14 protein-coding genes are annotated in these 14,906 nt (G+C 70.2%); 9 read left to right on the forward strand and 5 right to left on the reverse strand.

Going from position 1 to position 14,906, the window contains the following annotated elements:
- The first annotated feature begins 215 nt into the window (after positions 1-215).
- Entirely contained in the window at positions 216-1,658 is a 1,443-nt protein-coding gene (locus ACFVJX_RS21160; RefSeq protein WP_384131283.1) for a DUF2637 domain-containing protein, read from the forward strand.
- An 81-nt stretch (positions 1,659-1,739) separates the two neighbouring features.
- Here the strand turns inward: ACFVJX_RS21160 and lysS are convergent, their stop codons facing one another.
- Positions 1,740-3,500 carry a lysine--tRNA ligase gene (lysS, locus tag ACFVJX_RS21165; protein ID WP_384131286.1) on the reverse strand — a complete coding sequence of 587 codons (1,761 nt, stop codon included), beginning with the start codon at positions 3,498-3,500 and terminating at the stop codon, positions 1,740-1,742.
- A gap of 132 nt (positions 3,501-3,632) precedes the next feature.
- Here lysS and argS point away from each other — a divergent pair, with 132 nt between their 5' ends.
- Positions 3,633-5,405, forward strand: coding sequence for an arginine--tRNA ligase (gene argS / locus ACFVJX_RS21170; RefSeq protein ID WP_384131297.1), 1,773 nt, complete (start codon positions 3,633-3,635; stop codon positions 5,403-5,405).
- Between the two features lie 123 nt (positions 5,406-5,528).
- Here the strand turns inward: argS and ACFVJX_RS21175 are convergent, their stop codons facing one another.
- Complete coding sequence (locus ACFVJX_RS21175) at positions 5,529-5,957, reverse strand: hypothetical protein (RefSeq protein ID WP_384135950.1); 429 nt, start codon at positions 5,955-5,957, stop codon at positions 5,529-5,531.
- Between the two features lie 260 nt (positions 5,958-6,217).
- On the opposite strand from ACFVJX_RS21175, the gene ACFVJX_RS21180 reads away from it, so the two are divergent.
- Complete coding sequence (locus ACFVJX_RS21180; protein ID WP_384135952.1) at positions 6,218-6,643, forward strand: ATP-binding protein; 426 nt, start codon at positions 6,218-6,220, stop codon at positions 6,641-6,643.
- A 19-nt stretch (positions 6,644-6,662) separates the two neighbouring features.
- Here the strand turns inward: ACFVJX_RS21180 and ACFVJX_RS21185 are convergent, their stop codons facing one another.
- Together ACFVJX_RS21185 and ACFVJX_RS21190 are read right to left on the reverse strand one after the other, a co-directional pair.
- Complete coding sequence (locus ACFVJX_RS21185) at positions 6,663-7,901, reverse strand: phosphatidylserine/phosphatidylglycerophosphate/cardiolipin synthase family protein (RefSeq protein ID WP_384135953.1); 1,239 nt, start codon at positions 7,899-7,901, stop codon at positions 6,663-6,665.
- 249 nt (positions 7,902-8,150) lie between these two features.
- Complete coding sequence (locus tag ACFVJX_RS21190) at positions 8,151-9,554, reverse strand: helix-turn-helix domain-containing protein (protein WP_384135955.1); 1,404 nt, start codon at positions 9,552-9,554, stop codon at positions 8,151-8,153.
- 323 nt (positions 9,555-9,877) lie between these two features.
- Between ACFVJX_RS21190 and ACFVJX_RS21195 the strand changes: the two genes are divergently transcribed.
- The 3 genes from ACFVJX_RS21195 (at position 9,878) to ACFVJX_RS21205 (ending at position 12,483) form a co-directional block, all read left to right on the forward strand.
- A complete protein-coding gene (locus ACFVJX_RS21195; RefSeq protein WP_384135957.1) occupies positions 9,878-10,603 on the forward strand; it encodes a DUF4232 domain-containing protein in 726 nt (241 codons plus the stop codon).
- Positions 10,604-10,704: 101 nt separating this feature from the next.
- Complete coding sequence (locus ACFVJX_RS21200) at positions 10,705-11,445, forward strand: DUF4232 domain-containing protein (protein ID WP_384135959.1); 741 nt, start codon at positions 10,705-10,707, stop codon at positions 11,443-11,445.
- A 228-nt stretch (positions 11,446-11,673) separates the two neighbouring features.
- On the forward strand, positions 11,674-12,483 hold the full coding sequence (locus tag ACFVJX_RS21205) for a HEAT repeat domain-containing protein (protein WP_384135961.1): 810 nt from the start codon (positions 11,674-11,676) through the stop codon (positions 12,481-12,483).
- 11 nt (positions 12,484-12,494) lie between these two features.
- On the opposite strand, the gene ACFVJX_RS21210 is transcribed toward ACFVJX_RS21205, so the two are convergent.
- Positions 12,495-12,890, reverse strand: a complete 396-nt coding sequence (locus ACFVJX_RS21210; protein WP_384135963.1) for an ATP-binding protein — start codon at positions 12,888-12,890, stop codon at positions 12,495-12,497.
- A 113-nt stretch (positions 12,891-13,003) separates the two neighbouring features.
- Between ACFVJX_RS21210 and ACFVJX_RS21215 the strand changes: the two genes are divergently transcribed.
- The 3 genes from ACFVJX_RS21215 (at position 13,004) to ACFVJX_RS21225 (ending at position 14,902) form a co-directional block, all read left to right on the forward strand.
- Positions 13,004-13,828: a Scr1 family TA system antitoxin-like transcriptional regulator gene (locus ACFVJX_RS21215; RefSeq protein ID WP_384135964.1), complete on the forward strand. Its 825-nt coding sequence runs from the start codon at positions 13,004-13,006 to the stop codon at positions 13,826-13,828.
- Entirely contained in the window at positions 13,825-14,064 is a 240-nt protein-coding gene (locus ACFVJX_RS21220) for a DUF397 domain-containing protein (protein WP_384135966.1), read from the forward strand. Before ACFVJX_RS21215 ends, ACFVJX_RS21220 begins: the two co-directional genes overlap by 4 nt.
- Before the next feature lie 64 nt (positions 14,065-14,128).
- Positions 14,129-14,902 carry a DUF4253 domain-containing protein gene (locus ACFVJX_RS21225; RefSeq protein ID WP_384135968.1) on the forward strand — a complete coding sequence of 258 codons (774 nt, stop codon included), beginning with the start codon at positions 14,129-14,131 and terminating at the stop codon, positions 14,900-14,902.
- Positions 14,903-14,906 lie beyond the last annotated feature (4 nt).

The raw sequence follows: 14,906 nt of genomic DNA on the forward strand, positions 1-14,906 counted from the left end.
CCGGCGGCCCAACGCCCCCGCGCCGAAGCGGATTTACGAAGCCCGGTCCTCGTCCGAGAACCGGGCTTCGCCCCTCCCCACGCAACGCGGCGCGCCCGCATGTGCCAGGCTGTGCCCGCCAGAACTCGAAATCGTGCCTCAGGACAGAGCGTCGGACGGAACGTCGGACGAACGTCGGAGACGGAGAAACGGGGAGGGGATCGCGGGTGGCCGCGATGCAGCTGACACGCACGCACCGGATACTCATCGGGCTCGTGGTCGCCGGCGCGGTACTCATCGCGGCGATCGGTTTCGCGGGCTCGTACGCCGCCGTGCGCGAGCTCGCCCTGCAGAAGGGCTTCGGGAACTTCTCGCTGGTCTTCCCGATCGGCATCGACGCGGGCATCTGTGTCCTGCTCGCCCTGGACCTCCTGCTGACCTGGCTGCGCATCCCGTTCCCGCTGCTGCGCCAGACGGCCTGGATGCTGACCGCCGCGACGATCGCGTTCAACGGCGCGGCTGCCTGGCCCGACCCGCTCGGCGTCGGCATGCACGCCGTGATCCCGGTGCTGTTCGTGGTCTCCGTCGAGGCCGCGCGGCACGCCGTGGGCCGGATCGCCGACATCACGGCCGACAAGCACATGGAAGGCGTCCGCCTCACCCGCTGGCTGCTCTCGCCCGTGCCGACGTTCCGGCTGTGGCGGCGGATGAAGCTGTGGGAGCTGCGGTCGTACGAGCAGGTCATCAAGCTCGAACAGGACCGGCTGATCTACCAGGCCCGCCTCCAGGCCCGCTTCGGGCGCAACTGGCGCCGCAAGGCACCCGTCGAGTCCCTGATGCCGCTCCGGCTCGCGAAGTACGGCGTCCCGCTCGCCGACACCGGCCCCGCCGGGCTCGCCGCCGCGGGTATCGAACCGGTCCTGCTGCCACCGGCCCCCGCCGCCGTCGCCGCTGCCGAGACCGCCTGGTCCCAACAGCCCGAGCTGGCCGGCGCCCCGCAGCAGGAGCAGTACGCCGACGCCCAGCAGCACCCGCAGTACCCGCAGGACCAGGTGCGGACTCAGGCTCACGCTCAGCAGCAGAGCGACTTCCAGGTGCACGCCCAGGGCGCGGCCCCCGCCGCCGAGGAGCTGCCCCGGGAGCAGGAGGCCCCCGCCACGCACGAGAGCCCGTGGTTCGCGGCGCAGGCGCCGGACGGCGCGTACGAGGGTTCGTACAACCCGACGTACGTCGACGGTCTGGAGCCCTCCCCGGTGATGATCCCGGCCGGCCCGAACCGCAACCGTCCGCTGGGCAACGTGGGCACGATCGGCGCCATGCCCGGGCCCCGTGGCGCGCAGCCGCCGCTGCCGACGCACGAGGCCGACGAGACCGACGATTTCGACGGTGTCCCCGAGGCCGACGAGCCGCAGGCCGGGCCGAAGCCCGTCGCGGTGGCGGCCGAGGAATGGGCCGAGGAGTGGGCGCACGAGGACGCGGAGTTCAGCGAGATCGCCTACGAGGTCTTCGCCGCGTTCGTGACGCAGCACAGCACGTACCCGAGCATCGAGGTCCTCGACATACACCTGTCGGACGGGCACAACGTGCGGCACCCGCGCAGCGCCGCCCTGCTCCGCCAGCTGATCCAGGGCTTCAAGAACCGTTACCACGCGGAGCTCGAAGCGGACCACATCGCGTAAGGCACGCCGCGTACGGCGAAGGGCCGCCCCCGCACCAGCGGGAAGCGGCCCCTCGTCGTACCTGTGCGGAATCGGCGGTGCCTACGCTCCGAGCAGCCTGCGCACCCGGTCCGCCCCGACGGCGAGGAGCAGCGTGGGCAGTCGCGGTCCCGTGTCCCGGCTGACGAGCAGCCGGTACAGCAGCGCGAAGAAGGACCGCTGGGCGGTCTTCAGCTCGGGGGTCGGCTTGGCGTCCGCCTCCAGGCCGGCCAGTGTCTTCGGCACGCCGTAGACGAGCGTGGTCAGCCCGTCCAGTGACCAGTGCGAGTCGAGGCCTTCCACCAGGAGCCGCAGCGAGGCGCGCCCGTCCTCGTCCAGCGAGCCGAGCAGCTCCTTGTCCGGCTCGTCGCGCACGACGGTGCGGGCTTCGGCCGGGACCTGGGTGGTGATCCAGTTCTGCGCCCGGTCCAGTCGCGGCCTGGCCTCGTCCAGCGAGGTCAGCGGGGTCGAGGGGTCCAGCTCGCTGAGGATGCGCAGCGTCTGGTCCTCGGCCCCGGCGGTGATGTCGGCGACCGAAGCGAGCGTCCGGTACGGGAGCGGGTGCGGTGTGCTCGGCAGTTCACGGGCGGCCGTCCCGATCGCGCGGGCGTACGCGGCGGCGTCCGCGGGCAGCACGGAGCCGTCGGCGACCTTGCGGCCCAGCGAGTCCCACTCGTCGTAGAGCCGCTGGATCTCCTGGTCGAAGGCGATCTTGAAGGACTGGTTGGGCCTGCGGCGCGCGTACAGCCAGCGCAGCAGCGGCGCCTCCATGATCTTCAGCGCGTCGGCCGGGGTCGGCACCCCGCCCTTGGAGGAGGACATCTTGGCCATGCCGGAGATGCCGACGAAGGCGTACATCGGACCGATCGGCTGCACGCCGTCGAAGATCTCGCGGACGATCTGGCCGCCGACGACGAACGAGGAACCGGGCGAGGAGTGGTCCACCCCGCTCGGCTCGAAGATCACGCCCTCGAACGCCCAGCGCATCGGCCAGTCGACCTTCCAGACCAGCTTGCCCCGGTTGAACTCCTTCAGCCGGACCGTCTCCGCGAAGCCGCAGGCCGAGCAGGTGTAGTTCAGCTCGGTGCTGTCGTCGTCGTACGACGTGACCGTGGTGAGGTCCTTCTCGCAGTTGCCGCAGTAGGGCTTGTACGGGAAGTAGCCGGACGAACCGCCGCTGCCGTCGTCCTCGCTCGCCGCGCCGGAGCCCGCCTCGGCCTCCAGCTCGGCCTCGTCCGCCTTCTTCTGCTGCGGCTTCTTCCCGCCCTTGGCGCCGCCCGCCGGGTCCTTCTTGGTGCGGTAGCGGTCCAGGACGGCGTCGATGTCGGCGCGGTGCCGCATCGCGTGCAGGATCTGTTCGCGGTAGGTGCCCGCCAGGTACTGCTCCGTCTGGCTGATGCCGTCGTACTCGACGCCCAGCTCGTCCAGCGCGGCCGTCATGGCGGCCTTGAAGTGCTCGGCCCAGTTCGGGTAGGCGGAGCCCGTCGGGGCGGGGACCGAGGTCAGCGGCTTGCCGATGTGCTCGGCCCACGACTCGTCGACGCCCGGGACGCCGTTGGGGACCTTGCGGTAGCGGTCGTAGTCGTCCCAGGAGATCAGGTGCCGCACGGTGTGGCCGCGGCGGCGGATCTCGTCGGCGACCAGGTGCGGGGTCATGACCTCGCGCAGGTTGCCCAGGTGGATCGGGCCGGACGGGGAGAGGCCGGAGGCGACGACGACCGGTTTGCCAGGCGCACGACGCTCCGATTCGGCGATGACATCGTCCGCGAAGCGGGAGACCCAGTCGGTCTCGGTGCTGCTCTGACTCTGAGCCACGGTCGGCACGTCCTTCTCTCTTGTAGGACTCATAGGGGCGGAGCCATTCTCCCAGGTACCGCCCACAGCGCGAAAACGGCTTTACACACCGTGGGATACTTGGGGCATCCCCTGTACTCCTACGGAAACGGCAGCCAGCTGATGGCCTCGGTCAATTCCCTCGCTTCCACGCTCCAGCAGCAGCTGGCGGACGCCCTGACGGCAGCGCTGCCGGATGCCGGTACCGCGGACCCGCTGCTGCGCCGAAGCGACCGGGCGGACTTCCAGGCCAACGGCATCCTCGCGCTCGCCAAGAAGCTCAAGGGCAACCCGCGCGAGCTGGCCGCCCGGGTCACGTCGGCCCTCCCGGCGACGGACCTGATCAAGGACATCGAGGTCTCCGGCCCGGGCTTCCTGAACGTCACGCTGTCGGACAGGGCGATCATCGCGACGCTCGCCGCCCGTGGAGCGGATGACGAGGGCCGGCTCGGCGTGCCGTACAACGGCTCCGCGGGCACCACCGTCATCGACTACGCGCAGCCGAACGTGGCCAAGGAGATGCACGTCGGTCACCTGCGGTCGGCCGTGATCGGTGACGCGATGGTGCGGATCCTGGAGTTCACCGGGGAGTCCGTGGTCCGGCGCCACCACATCGGCGACTGGGGCACGCAGTTCGGCATGCTCATCCAGTACCTCATCGAGCACCCCGACGAGCTGGACCACGAGGGCGACAAGGTCGACGGCGAGGCCGCCATGTCCTCGCTCAACCGGCTCTACAAGGCCTCGCGGACCCTTTTCGACTCGGACGAGGAGTTCAAGGCGCGTTCGCGGGACCGGGTGGTGGCGCTCCAGGCCGGTGAGGCGGAGACGCTCGCCATGTGGCAGCGGTTCGTCGACGAGTCGAAGATCTACTTCTACTCGGTCTTCGACAAGCTCGACATGGAGATCAGCGACCCCGACATCGTCGGCGAGTCCGGCTACAACGACATGCTGGAGGAGACCTGCCGGATCCTGGAGGAGACGGGCGTCGCCGTCCGCTCCGAGGGTGCGCTGTGTGTCTTCTTCGACGATGTGAAGGGACCGGACGGGAACCCGACACCGCTGATCGTGAAGAAGACGAACGGCGGTTACGGCTACGCCGCGACCGACCTCTCCGCGATCCGGGACCGGGTGCAGAACCTCAAGGCGGACACCCTGCTGTACGTGGTGGACGCGCGGCAGTCCCTGCACTTCAAGATGGTCTTCGAGACGGCCCGGCGGGCGGGCTGGCTCAACGAGGACGTGAAGGCGCACCAGCTCGCCTTCGGCACGGTCCTCGGCAAGGACGGCAAGCCGTTCAAGACCCGTGAGGGTGTCTCGGTCAAGCTGGAGGATCTGCTGGACGAGGCCGTCGAGCGGGCCACGGCGGTGGTCCGGGAGAAGGCCGAGAAGGTCGGCCTGTCCGAGGAGGAGATCGTCGAGAACGGCCGGTACGTCGGCGTCGGCGCGGTGAAGTACGCCGATCTGTCGACCTCGGCCGTGCGGGACTACAAGTTCGACCTGGACCAGATGGTCTCGCTGAACGGCGACACGTCCGTCTACCTCCAGTACGCGTACGCGCGTATCCGGTCGATCCTGCGCAAGGCGGGCGACGCGAAGCCGGTCGCGCACCCGGAGCTGGAGCTGGCCCCGGCCGAGCGGGCGCTGGGTCTGCACCTGGACCAGTTCGGTGAGGTGCTGTCCGAGGTGGCGGCGGGCTCCGAGCCGCACAAGCTGGCCGCGTACCTCTACCAGCTCGCCTCGCTCTACACGACGTTCTACGACCAGTGCCACGTCCTGAGCGACGACAACCCGGCGGAGGTCGTGGAGAACCGGCTGTTCCTCTGCGACGTCACCGCCCGCACCCTGCACCAGGGCATGACGCTGCTCGGCATCAGGACCCCCGAGCGGCTCTGATCGCCTCCGCCGCAGCGGGCGGACGGCAGAGGGCGGGGTCCGGCACACATCGGTGTGCCGGACCCCGCCCTCTTTTCCGTTCCAGCCCGTTCCGGTTAGTCCAAAGCCGTTTTTCCGTTCCGGTTACTCCGGCCGGCCGAGCGCCCAGCCGGAGACGTCGGAGAGCCGCCCGCGCCACAGCGGCAGCCGCAGCGGAGCCGTCCCGCCGAAGACGAGCGTGGCGTCCCGAAGATGGATCCACCTGGGGAGCTGCTGGGGGTCCTCGTCGGCGCGCAGCTCCCTGATTCCCTGGTCCACCGTCTCGGGGAACTCGGCGATGAGGTTGGCGCCCTCGCCCTCGACCTGTCGCAGGCTCCTGGCCCAGTCCGCCTTCCAGGCCTCGTGCCCGATCACGTCGCCGTGCAGTACACCGGCCGGAATGGTCAGGGTGAGCGGCAGACCGGAACGCATTTCCCGGTCGAGCAACTGGATCAGCAGCTGGAGCTGGATGTCGGGCACCGGCTCGGTGATCACCGCGGTCGAGTCCGGTGCGATGTCGACGGACTCGTTCATGAGCGCTTCCCTTCGCCGCGGCGGCCGCCCCGGAACGGAACCACTTCCGGGCGGACCGCACTGTCTGGTCCCGCTCACCTTCCCCGAAGGAACAGCCGCACGCCTGCGGGCGTGCTGTCACCCGTGCGAATCAATTTCGGATACACGTGAATTGCTCGGGTACACGGAGGGTCAGACCAGCCGACACGAACTTCTCCACGGGGTGAATCCACATGACCGACCAGTGCGTCGCACCCGATCCCGCCGGTATGGAAGCCGCCATGGAAGCCCGTTCGGAAGTGACGGAAGTCCCGACGGAAGTCCCGACGGAAGTCTCCTCGCAGACCGTGGCCGCTCCGCTCCGGGCGGCGGACGCCCGTGCGGCCGCCACCGCGTTCGTCGCGAAACTGAATCCCGCGCCATCCGCCCGCACGGTCCAGGATCTGCTGCTGCTCTCATCGGAACTGGTGACGAACGCCATCCGGTACGCCGGAGCCGTCACCGCCCTGTCGTTCGGCGCCGATCACGGCACGCTGCAGGTGCGGGTCGACGACCCCAGCCCCACCCCTCCGCAGTGCCGGGTCCCGGACATGACCGGCCAGGCGGGCGGTTTCGGGTGGCCGATGGTGCTGCGGCTGGCCAGCAGCGTCTCCGTCCACCGTCACGGCAGCCGGGGGAAGACCATCCTCGCCACCATGGCGCGCTGATGCGGTTCGCGGCCGGCGCTCACAGATAGCGGCGGATCGGCACGACCGACACCTCGCGGAGCCGCTGCACCACCGACCGCCGCTTCCACCGGCGGCCCTCGATCAGCTCGCTCGCCCGCATGTCCTGGTCGAAGTGGCCGTCGAGGGTCGCGGTGAACGCCGGGTCCATCACGGCGAGCATCACCTCCTCGTCGTGGTCCAGCGAGCGGCGGTTGAAGTTCGTGGAGCCGATCAGCGCGGCGACCCGGTCGACGGTGATGACCTTGGTGTGCATCATGGTCGGCCGGTACTGGAAGATCTTCACGCCGCAGTCGGTGAGCTGCTCGTAGTAGCGCTGTCCGGCGAGCTGGCAGACCCGCTTGTCCGTGTAAGGACCGGGGAGCAGGATCTCGACCGTGACCCCGCGCCGCGCGGTGGCACAGAGCAGCTCCACGAAGTACGAGTCGGGCGCGAAGTAGGCCGTGGTGAGCCGTACCCGCTCCTCGGCGGACTCCAGTACGACCCGGAGCAGTGTCTGCATGTCCTGCCAGCCGAAGCTGGCCGATCCGCGCACGACCTGCACGACCGCGCTCCCGCACGGCTGCGCCTCGATGAAGCGGTCGCGGGTGTCGAAGAGCTCCTCGTGGCACTCGGCCCAGTTCTGGGCGAACGCCGCCGCGAGGCCGTCCACGGCCGGGCCGCGCACCTGCACATGTGTGTCGCGCCACTCGTTCTCGTTGCGCGCGTCGCCGCACCACTCCTCGGCTATGCCGACGCCGCCGGTGAACGCCGTCTCCTCGTCCACGACGAGAACCTTGCGGTGGCAGCGGTGGTTCTGCTTCAGCGGGGAGAGGTGGATCGGCTTACGGAACCACGCCACCTGCACACCGGCCTCGTCCATCGCCGCGAGCTGGTCCTTCTCGATCAGCCTGCTGCCGAACCCGTCCAGCAGCAGCCGGACGCGCACCCCGGCGCGGGCCCGTTCGGCGAGCGCGTCGGCGAACTCCTGGGCTATGTCGCCGCGCCAGTAGACGAACGTCATCATGTCCACGGTGTGCTCGGCGCCGCGGATGGCTCCCAGCATCGCGGCGAAGATCTCGTCGCCGTTGCGGAGGGGGACCAGCAGATTCCCTTCGGTGGCGGCGATGCCGATCAGCCGTTCCAGCCGGCGCCGCAACCGCAGGGTGCGTTCCGCGAAGAGGCCGGAGTCCCCGGATCCGTCTGAACCCGCCGGCTTCCTGTCATCCAGGTCCGGTCTGTCGTCCGTGCTGCTGGTCATGCGTCTCCTCGACGATCGTCACCGGGCCGCCCGGTTCACCGCTCCCCGCGGAAGTGGCCCCGGGCAGCTTCCCATGCCCGTGTCGGCGACGCGTTCGAAGGCCCTCCGCGAGGTTCGGACCACTGCTCTCCACGCTCGTCCCCGATCCGCGAACAGCCGGCCGTCGTCACGCAGGTGGCACGGGCCGAGACCACGCACCGGGACGGCGAGAACCGGGACGAATCGGGGACAACTCCCTGATCCCGCAGGTCAGCGGGGCACCCACTTGGAGTCGCTCCTGTCGTAGATGTACTCCGGCCGCCCCGCGATGCTGCTCGTACGGAACGGCTTGCCGCCGTCGTCGATGCGCAGGACGCCAGTCCGGCCGCCGCTGCTCCAGGCCAGTTCCAGGTACCAGTTGACGTCGTGGCCCTCCACGTGCGCGTCGAGGTCGAAGACCTCCACATCGCTGGAGGAGACCCGGAACGGGAAGTTCTTCGCCGGCACGGTCTCGTCCCCCTGCTGCCCCGCCACAGGGGTGAGCGTGGGACGGCTGTCGTCCAGGTCCACGTCGAAGGACTGGGGCTCGATACCGCTCCCGCACCCCTCGCCCATCGAGTACGCGGACCACTTCAGGGGAGCGCGCTGGCTCTGCACCCGCACACTCATGCTCCGCAGGACGACCGCTTCCTCCGAGGTTCCCTGCACGGTCAGTTCGAGCCGCATCTGCTTGCCCTCCACCCCTTTGAGCGAACGGCCCCACCCGCGGTTGTCCAGCGGCTGCGTGGGCGGCGGGGGCACGAACTGGGAGCCGCCGGCCAGCAGGTAGTACTGGCCGCACGGCCCGTCCCAGTCGTACGAGCCGACGGTGACGGTCGGCGGGCGCCCGGTGCTGCTCTTCGGCCCGGCCCCCGACGTGTGCGAGGCGGAGGTGGTGGGACGGGCGGAAGGGGTGGCCGACCCGGTGGTCGCGGAAGGACTGGGCGAGTGCGTGGGGCTGGGTGATGTGGAGGCGCTCTCGGAGGCGTCGGCCACGGCGTCCGCCTTGTCGCCGTCCCCGGGGCCGGTCGCGCGGGGGCCGCCAACGGCGGCGTCCTCGCTCGCTCCGGCGAGTTGGTTGGCGACGACGGCGGTGGGCACGGTGAGCGCGACGACGGCGGCAGCCGCGAGCAGCACGCGGGTACGGGCCGACGCGCGTCGCCAGCGGGCCGCCCCCAAGGGCCCGGGAGCGGGCCCCCGCTCGCGCTCCGGGCCGGCTTCGGCCACCGGTTCGAGCTCGGGTTCGGCCGCGGGCCCGGAGCCGGGCTCCGGTTCCGGCCCGTGCCGGGGCTCGGGCTCGGCCTCGGGAGCCGGGACGGACGCACTCACCGCAGGGGAAACCGCATCGGCGACGGGGTCCGCCGCCGGGGTCTCCGGCTTCCCGCGCCGCCGCGCGGCCTCCGCGACGATCCACCGCCGGTGCAGTTCCACCAGTTCGTCCGACGTGGCCCCGCACAGCCGGGCCAGCCGCTCCACCGTCCCGTACTCGTTGGGCACGGCGTCCCCGTTGCAGTACCGGTGCAGCGTCGATGTGCTGACGTGCAGCTTCGTGGCGAGCACCCCGTAACTGCGCCCCGAACGATCCTTCAATTGCTTGAGCAGGGCCGCGAACTCTTCGGCCTCCGGCGTCGCCACTGCAGCGTTCCCCCTCCTGGTTCGTCCCGGAACACCATTCCAGGGACGTGGAATCTGCCCAGGTCACAGTACGCGCAGGCATTCCAGTATCCCCAATGGCCCGGCGGGCGTTGCGGCCGGAATCCGTCACCCCACAAGCTGTGACCACACCGCAGAGACCGGGGGACGAGCAATGCGAACCCTCTTCCGCATCGAGATCGTCGATCTTCTCGCCATCGGCGTAGTGATCGTGACCGGCACAGTCGTCCTGGTACTGATCACCAGCCACTGAACGCCTCGCACCACCACCATTTCGCCATCACCACTTCACGGGGAGCACCACCATGCGCAGCAACAGCATCCGCACCACCGTCCTGGCCGCCACCGCACTCCTGGCCGCGCTCTCGCTCACCGCATGCAACGACAACGGGAGCACCGACGGCGCGAAGTCGGGATCGACCGCCCCGGCGACGAACGCCGGCACCACCGAGCAGTCCCCGTCCGCCGCACCGGACAAGGGCGCCACGAACGCCCCGGACGCCGACAGTGGAGCCGGCACGACCACCGGCTCCGCACCCAAGACCACCTCACAGCCCGCCAAGAACGGCGGAACGAGCGGGAAGAACACCGGCGGCACCACCAACTCCAAGACCGTCACCTGCACCAGCGCGAACACCAAGGTCACCGTCAGCAAGGTGAGCCGCCCCGTCAACCACCTGCTGCTCACCCTGACGAACTCGGGCTCCAGCCCCTGCTACGCCTACTACGCGCCCAAGCTCCGCTTCGACGACGCCCAGGCCGTCTTCCGCATCCTCGACAGCAGCCAGCCGCAGGCCGTCGTGACGCTCGACCCGGGCCAGTCCGCGTACGCCTCCATCGGCCTGTCCGGCGAGGGCGACGAGAAGAACCTGCACCCGAGCAAGAACCTCGGGGTGAGCTTCTCCGGCAGGAACCCCGAAGGCTCCACGGGCAGCCCGGCCAACGTGAAGCTGCCCGCCGGCACCACCTGGGGCGACAACGGCTTCGTCACCTACTGGCAGAGCGAGATGGCCGACGCGCTGGCCTACTGACCACCGGCGCCGAACCGCAGCCGGTGCTGACCGCCCCGGTGCTGAACCGCCGGAACTGAACGCACGGACCACCACCACACACCACGAGGAGAACCTCCACCATGCGCAGCAACAGCATCCGCACCACCGTCCTCGCCGCCACCGCCCTGCTCGCCGCTCTCTCGCTCACCGCATGCGGCAGCAGTGACAACGGCGGCACGAGCGACAACGGCAAGGCCCGGTCGGGCGCTCCGGCAGCGAACAGCGCCGCCGAGCAGACGCGGTCCTCGATCGCCACCCAGACGAAGGTCACCACCGACGCCGCAGCCGGCACCCGCACCGACGCCGGCGCCGGGACGAAGGCCCTCGCGCACCCCGCAGCGAACACCGCGCGGCACTCCACGGGCTCCACGCCCCGGGCGAGCAAGAAGTCCAGCCTGGAACCCGTCGTCTGCACCGGCGACAACACCAAGACCACCGTCAGCAAGGTGAACCGCCCCGTCAACCACCTGCTGCTCACCCTCACGAACACGGGCGACCGCCCCTGCTACGCCTACCACGCGCCCAAGCTCCGCTTCGACGACGCCCAGGCCGTCTTCCGCATCCTCGACGAGAGCCGGCCGCAGGCCGTCGTGACGCTCAACCCGGGCGAGTCCTCGTACGCCGCCATCGGCCTCTCCGGCGAGGGCGACGAGAACAACCTGCACCCGAGCAAGCACCTCCAGGTGAACTTCTCCAGCAGGAGCTTCGAAGGCTCCACGGGCACCCCGGCCAACGTGACTCTGCCCGCCAACACCTACTGGGGCGACAACGGCTTCGTCACCTACTGGCAGTTCGAGATGGCCGACGCACTGGCCTACTGATCGCGCCGCTCCTCCCCGTGCGAGTGGGGAGCAGCACGCAGGCACGGCCCCGAGGGCGGTCGGTCACGCGCGGGACAAACCAGAGACCGAGGTCATTCGGTCCCTGGCTGTCCGCACCGGACCTGGCCGCCCTGTTGCCTGCCCTCGCAGCCCCGCGGGGCGCAAGGAAGACAACCGACGCAGGCGGACCGCGTGTCCGGCCCCCACAACTCCCCTACGATCTCGGCCATGGCCATGTTCGTGCACCTGACACCCGCCGCGAACGCGGCCCGCATCCGCAAGTCCGGGATACGCGCCGTCAGCCACGGCCGCGAGGGCGACAAGGGCCTGTTCTGCTTCCCGGTGCTGCCCTCCTACACGCTGACCCACCAGTGGCTGCGCGAACTCGCCCGTCACGGCGGCCCGCGCGGCCTCGTCTCGGTCCAGCTCCGGCTGCCGGACGACGAAACCGTCACCGTCGGCCACTACAGCCAACGGCCCGGCCGGACCCACGTCACCACCACTGCGAGCGACGCCGTGCACCGGGTGGCCTCACTCCAGGACCCGCGCGGCTGGGAGGTCTTCGTCCCCCGGGCCGTCACCCGGTCCGAGATCCACCGCGTACGCGGCGTCCGCCAGGTCACCGGCTGGCGCTACTTCCCGGACTCCAACGGCAAGGTGCCCTGCACCTGTTACGGGTGCAGGGTGCGCGGTGAGTACGGCTCGCAGCGCCTGCGCCGCCGCCGACCGCACCCGCTCGACGGCCCCGCGCCCGCAACCCCCGTCCTCCTGCGCCGTATCGCCGAAGCCGGTGACCCCGGCGACCCCGCCCAACTGCGCGCGACCCTCCACTGGCTCGGGATGCGCCGCCGTGGCCCGGTCGCCCAACTCGCCCACCTCGCCGACCATCCCGACGCCACCGTCCGTACCGCCCTGGTCGAGACGGTGGCGGGCTGGTCGACCCCCGGCGTCGACGCGCTGCTCCGCCACCTGTCCGAGGACCCGGACCCGGACGTACGCGAGGCCGTCGACCTCACCGACCGACTGACCCCGGGCTGATCCGGCCCACCTCAGCCGAACTCGCACCACACGACCTTCCCGGGTGTCCGCTCCCCCACCCCCCACCGGTCCGCCAGCGCCCCGACGATCACCAGCCCCCGCCCCGACTCCCCGTCGGACACACGCACCCCGGGCTCCCCGTCACCGCTGTCATGCACCTCGACCCGCACCTGCCCCTCGTCCCGCAGCCACAGCATCACCCGGTACCCACGCCCCGGCGGCACCCCGTGCACCAACGCGTTCGTCGCGAGCTCGCTGACACACAGCACCACGTCGTCCGCCCGCACCTCGCCGAACCCCCACTCGGCCAGCGCGTCCCGCACGAAATCCCTCGCCGCCCGGACCGACCGGCGCTCCCGCCGGAAGAACCGCTCGCGCAGCAGCGGGAGTTGCATCGTCTCGTTCATGCGACGAGCGTCACACTCGGTGACTAGGCTGTCGCAGTGTGCGCACCCGTACAGATTTCTTGTACGGGTCCGGCGTGCGTGAAGTACGAATACGGGTGGGAAGTGGGGACCGTATGCAACCCAGGAAGCGGCAGCGCAAGAACGCGTCGGCAATGAAACTCGTGGGCGCGCTGGTTGCGCGGTTCCGCATCGCGGCCGGGCTGACCCAGCGCCAACTGGCCGAGCAGACGAGCACCCAGCCGGAGACCATCGCCTCGATCGAGCAGGGCAGACGCGCGCTGCTGCTGCCGCTGGCCCGTCGCATGGACATCCTGCTGGACACCAAGGAGGCCTTGGAAACGGCGGTGGAGAACATGCCGGAGGTGGACCTGATCCCGGCTTGGGCTGAGGAGTACCTCGACTTGGAGCGGGAGGCGCTCTCCCTGTCGTGGTTCGAGAACCAGGTGCTGCCGGGGCTGCTCCAGACGGAGAGTTATGCGCGCGCGGTGTTCCGGAGCAAGGTGCCCGTCATCAGCGAGGAGGACATCAACAACCAGGTGTCGTCCCGTTTGGAACGAAAGGCCATCCTGACTCGCAGGGTGCCGCCGACCACGAGTTTCATCATCTCCGAGGCCATCCTCAGGGATCGCCTCGGCGGCGACGAGGTGTACGCGGAGATGCTGCGCCACCTCCGCGCCTGCTCCGATCTCCAGGGGATCACGCTTCAGGTCATGCCGTTCGGCCAACAGACGCATGCAGCCCTGGACGGCCCCTTCATCCTGCTCGAAACACCGGACTACCAACGCCTCGCCTACACCGAAACCCAGCGTGGGAGCCGGATCGTTTCGGACCCGGACGAGGTCAGCATCCTGTCGCAGAAATATGCGATGCTGCGAACGCAGGCCCTCAACACCGAAGACACAAAAGGCCTGTTGGACCGGCTGTTAGGAGAGTTATGAGCACCGCACACGAGTGGTTCAAGTCCAGCTACAGCGGCAGTGAAGGCGGCGCCTGCCTCGAAGTCGCCTACGACTGGCAGAAGTCCAGCTACAGCAGCGAACAGGGCGGCGCCTGCGTAGAGATCGCCGCGCACCCCGCCGCCGTCCACGTCCGGGACTCCAAGAACCCCGAGGGCCCCACGCTCACCCTCGCCCCCACCACCTGGTCGGCCTTCGCCGCGCACATCGGCTCCTGAGCGACCGGCGCAGGGATCGGCCGCAAGCGGCCGACTGTCAGTGGGCGCCCGTACGCTCACCGACATGGCGACGCTTCCGAACCCGCTCCCTTCCCTGGCCACGTCAGGGCTTCAACTCCCGCCCGGCGCCCTCGTGGACACCACGACCGACGGGCCCTGGCACGAACCGCTGCTCTGGTACGCGGACGCGCCCGCGGCCCCGGGCGACTGGGCCCGGCTCCGTGACGCGGGCCGGGGTCTGGGGCTGCTGCCCGTGCTCGTCGACGGCGGGCCGCGGAACCAGTGGCCCGAGGCCTGGGACCTCGACCCGGCCGGTACGTCGTACCCCGGCGACCATGACGCCGAGGACGTCCTGAGCGAGGTCTGGGACGCGTACGCGCAGGACGAGCTCGACACCGGAACCGCCTGGCCCGGGCTGGCGCCCGCGCCCCTGGCCGACGGCCCGGACAGCCCGGAGAAGCTGGCGGCCGGGATAGCTGACGTGCTGACCGATGACGGCACACGCCTGGCGCTCGTTCCGGCGAGGCGCAGTGCGGACATCCCGGCGGCGATCGGCTGGAGCGGACCGCTCAACCACGAGAACGACGTCGCCCGGCTCTGCGCGGTACTGCGCTCCTGGGAGGACCGCTTCGGGATACGGGTGGTGGCGCTCGGCTTCGACACCCTGACCGTCAGCGTGGGGCGTCCGCCCACGACGGAGGCCGAGGCGCTGGCACTGGCCGCCGAGCACTTCGCGTTCTGCCCGGACAACATCCAGCAGACCTCGCTGAACACCCTGGAGAAGTACGCCACGGACGCTCTCATCGGCCAGGAGGGCTGGTCGTTCTGGTGGGACTGAGGCG

Origin of the sequence: Streptomyces sp. NPDC127177, from assembly GCF_042672475.1 — a bacterium.
In the GTDB taxonomy this organism is placed as follows: Bacteria; Actinomycetota; Actinomycetes; order Streptomycetales; family Streptomycetaceae; genus Streptomyces.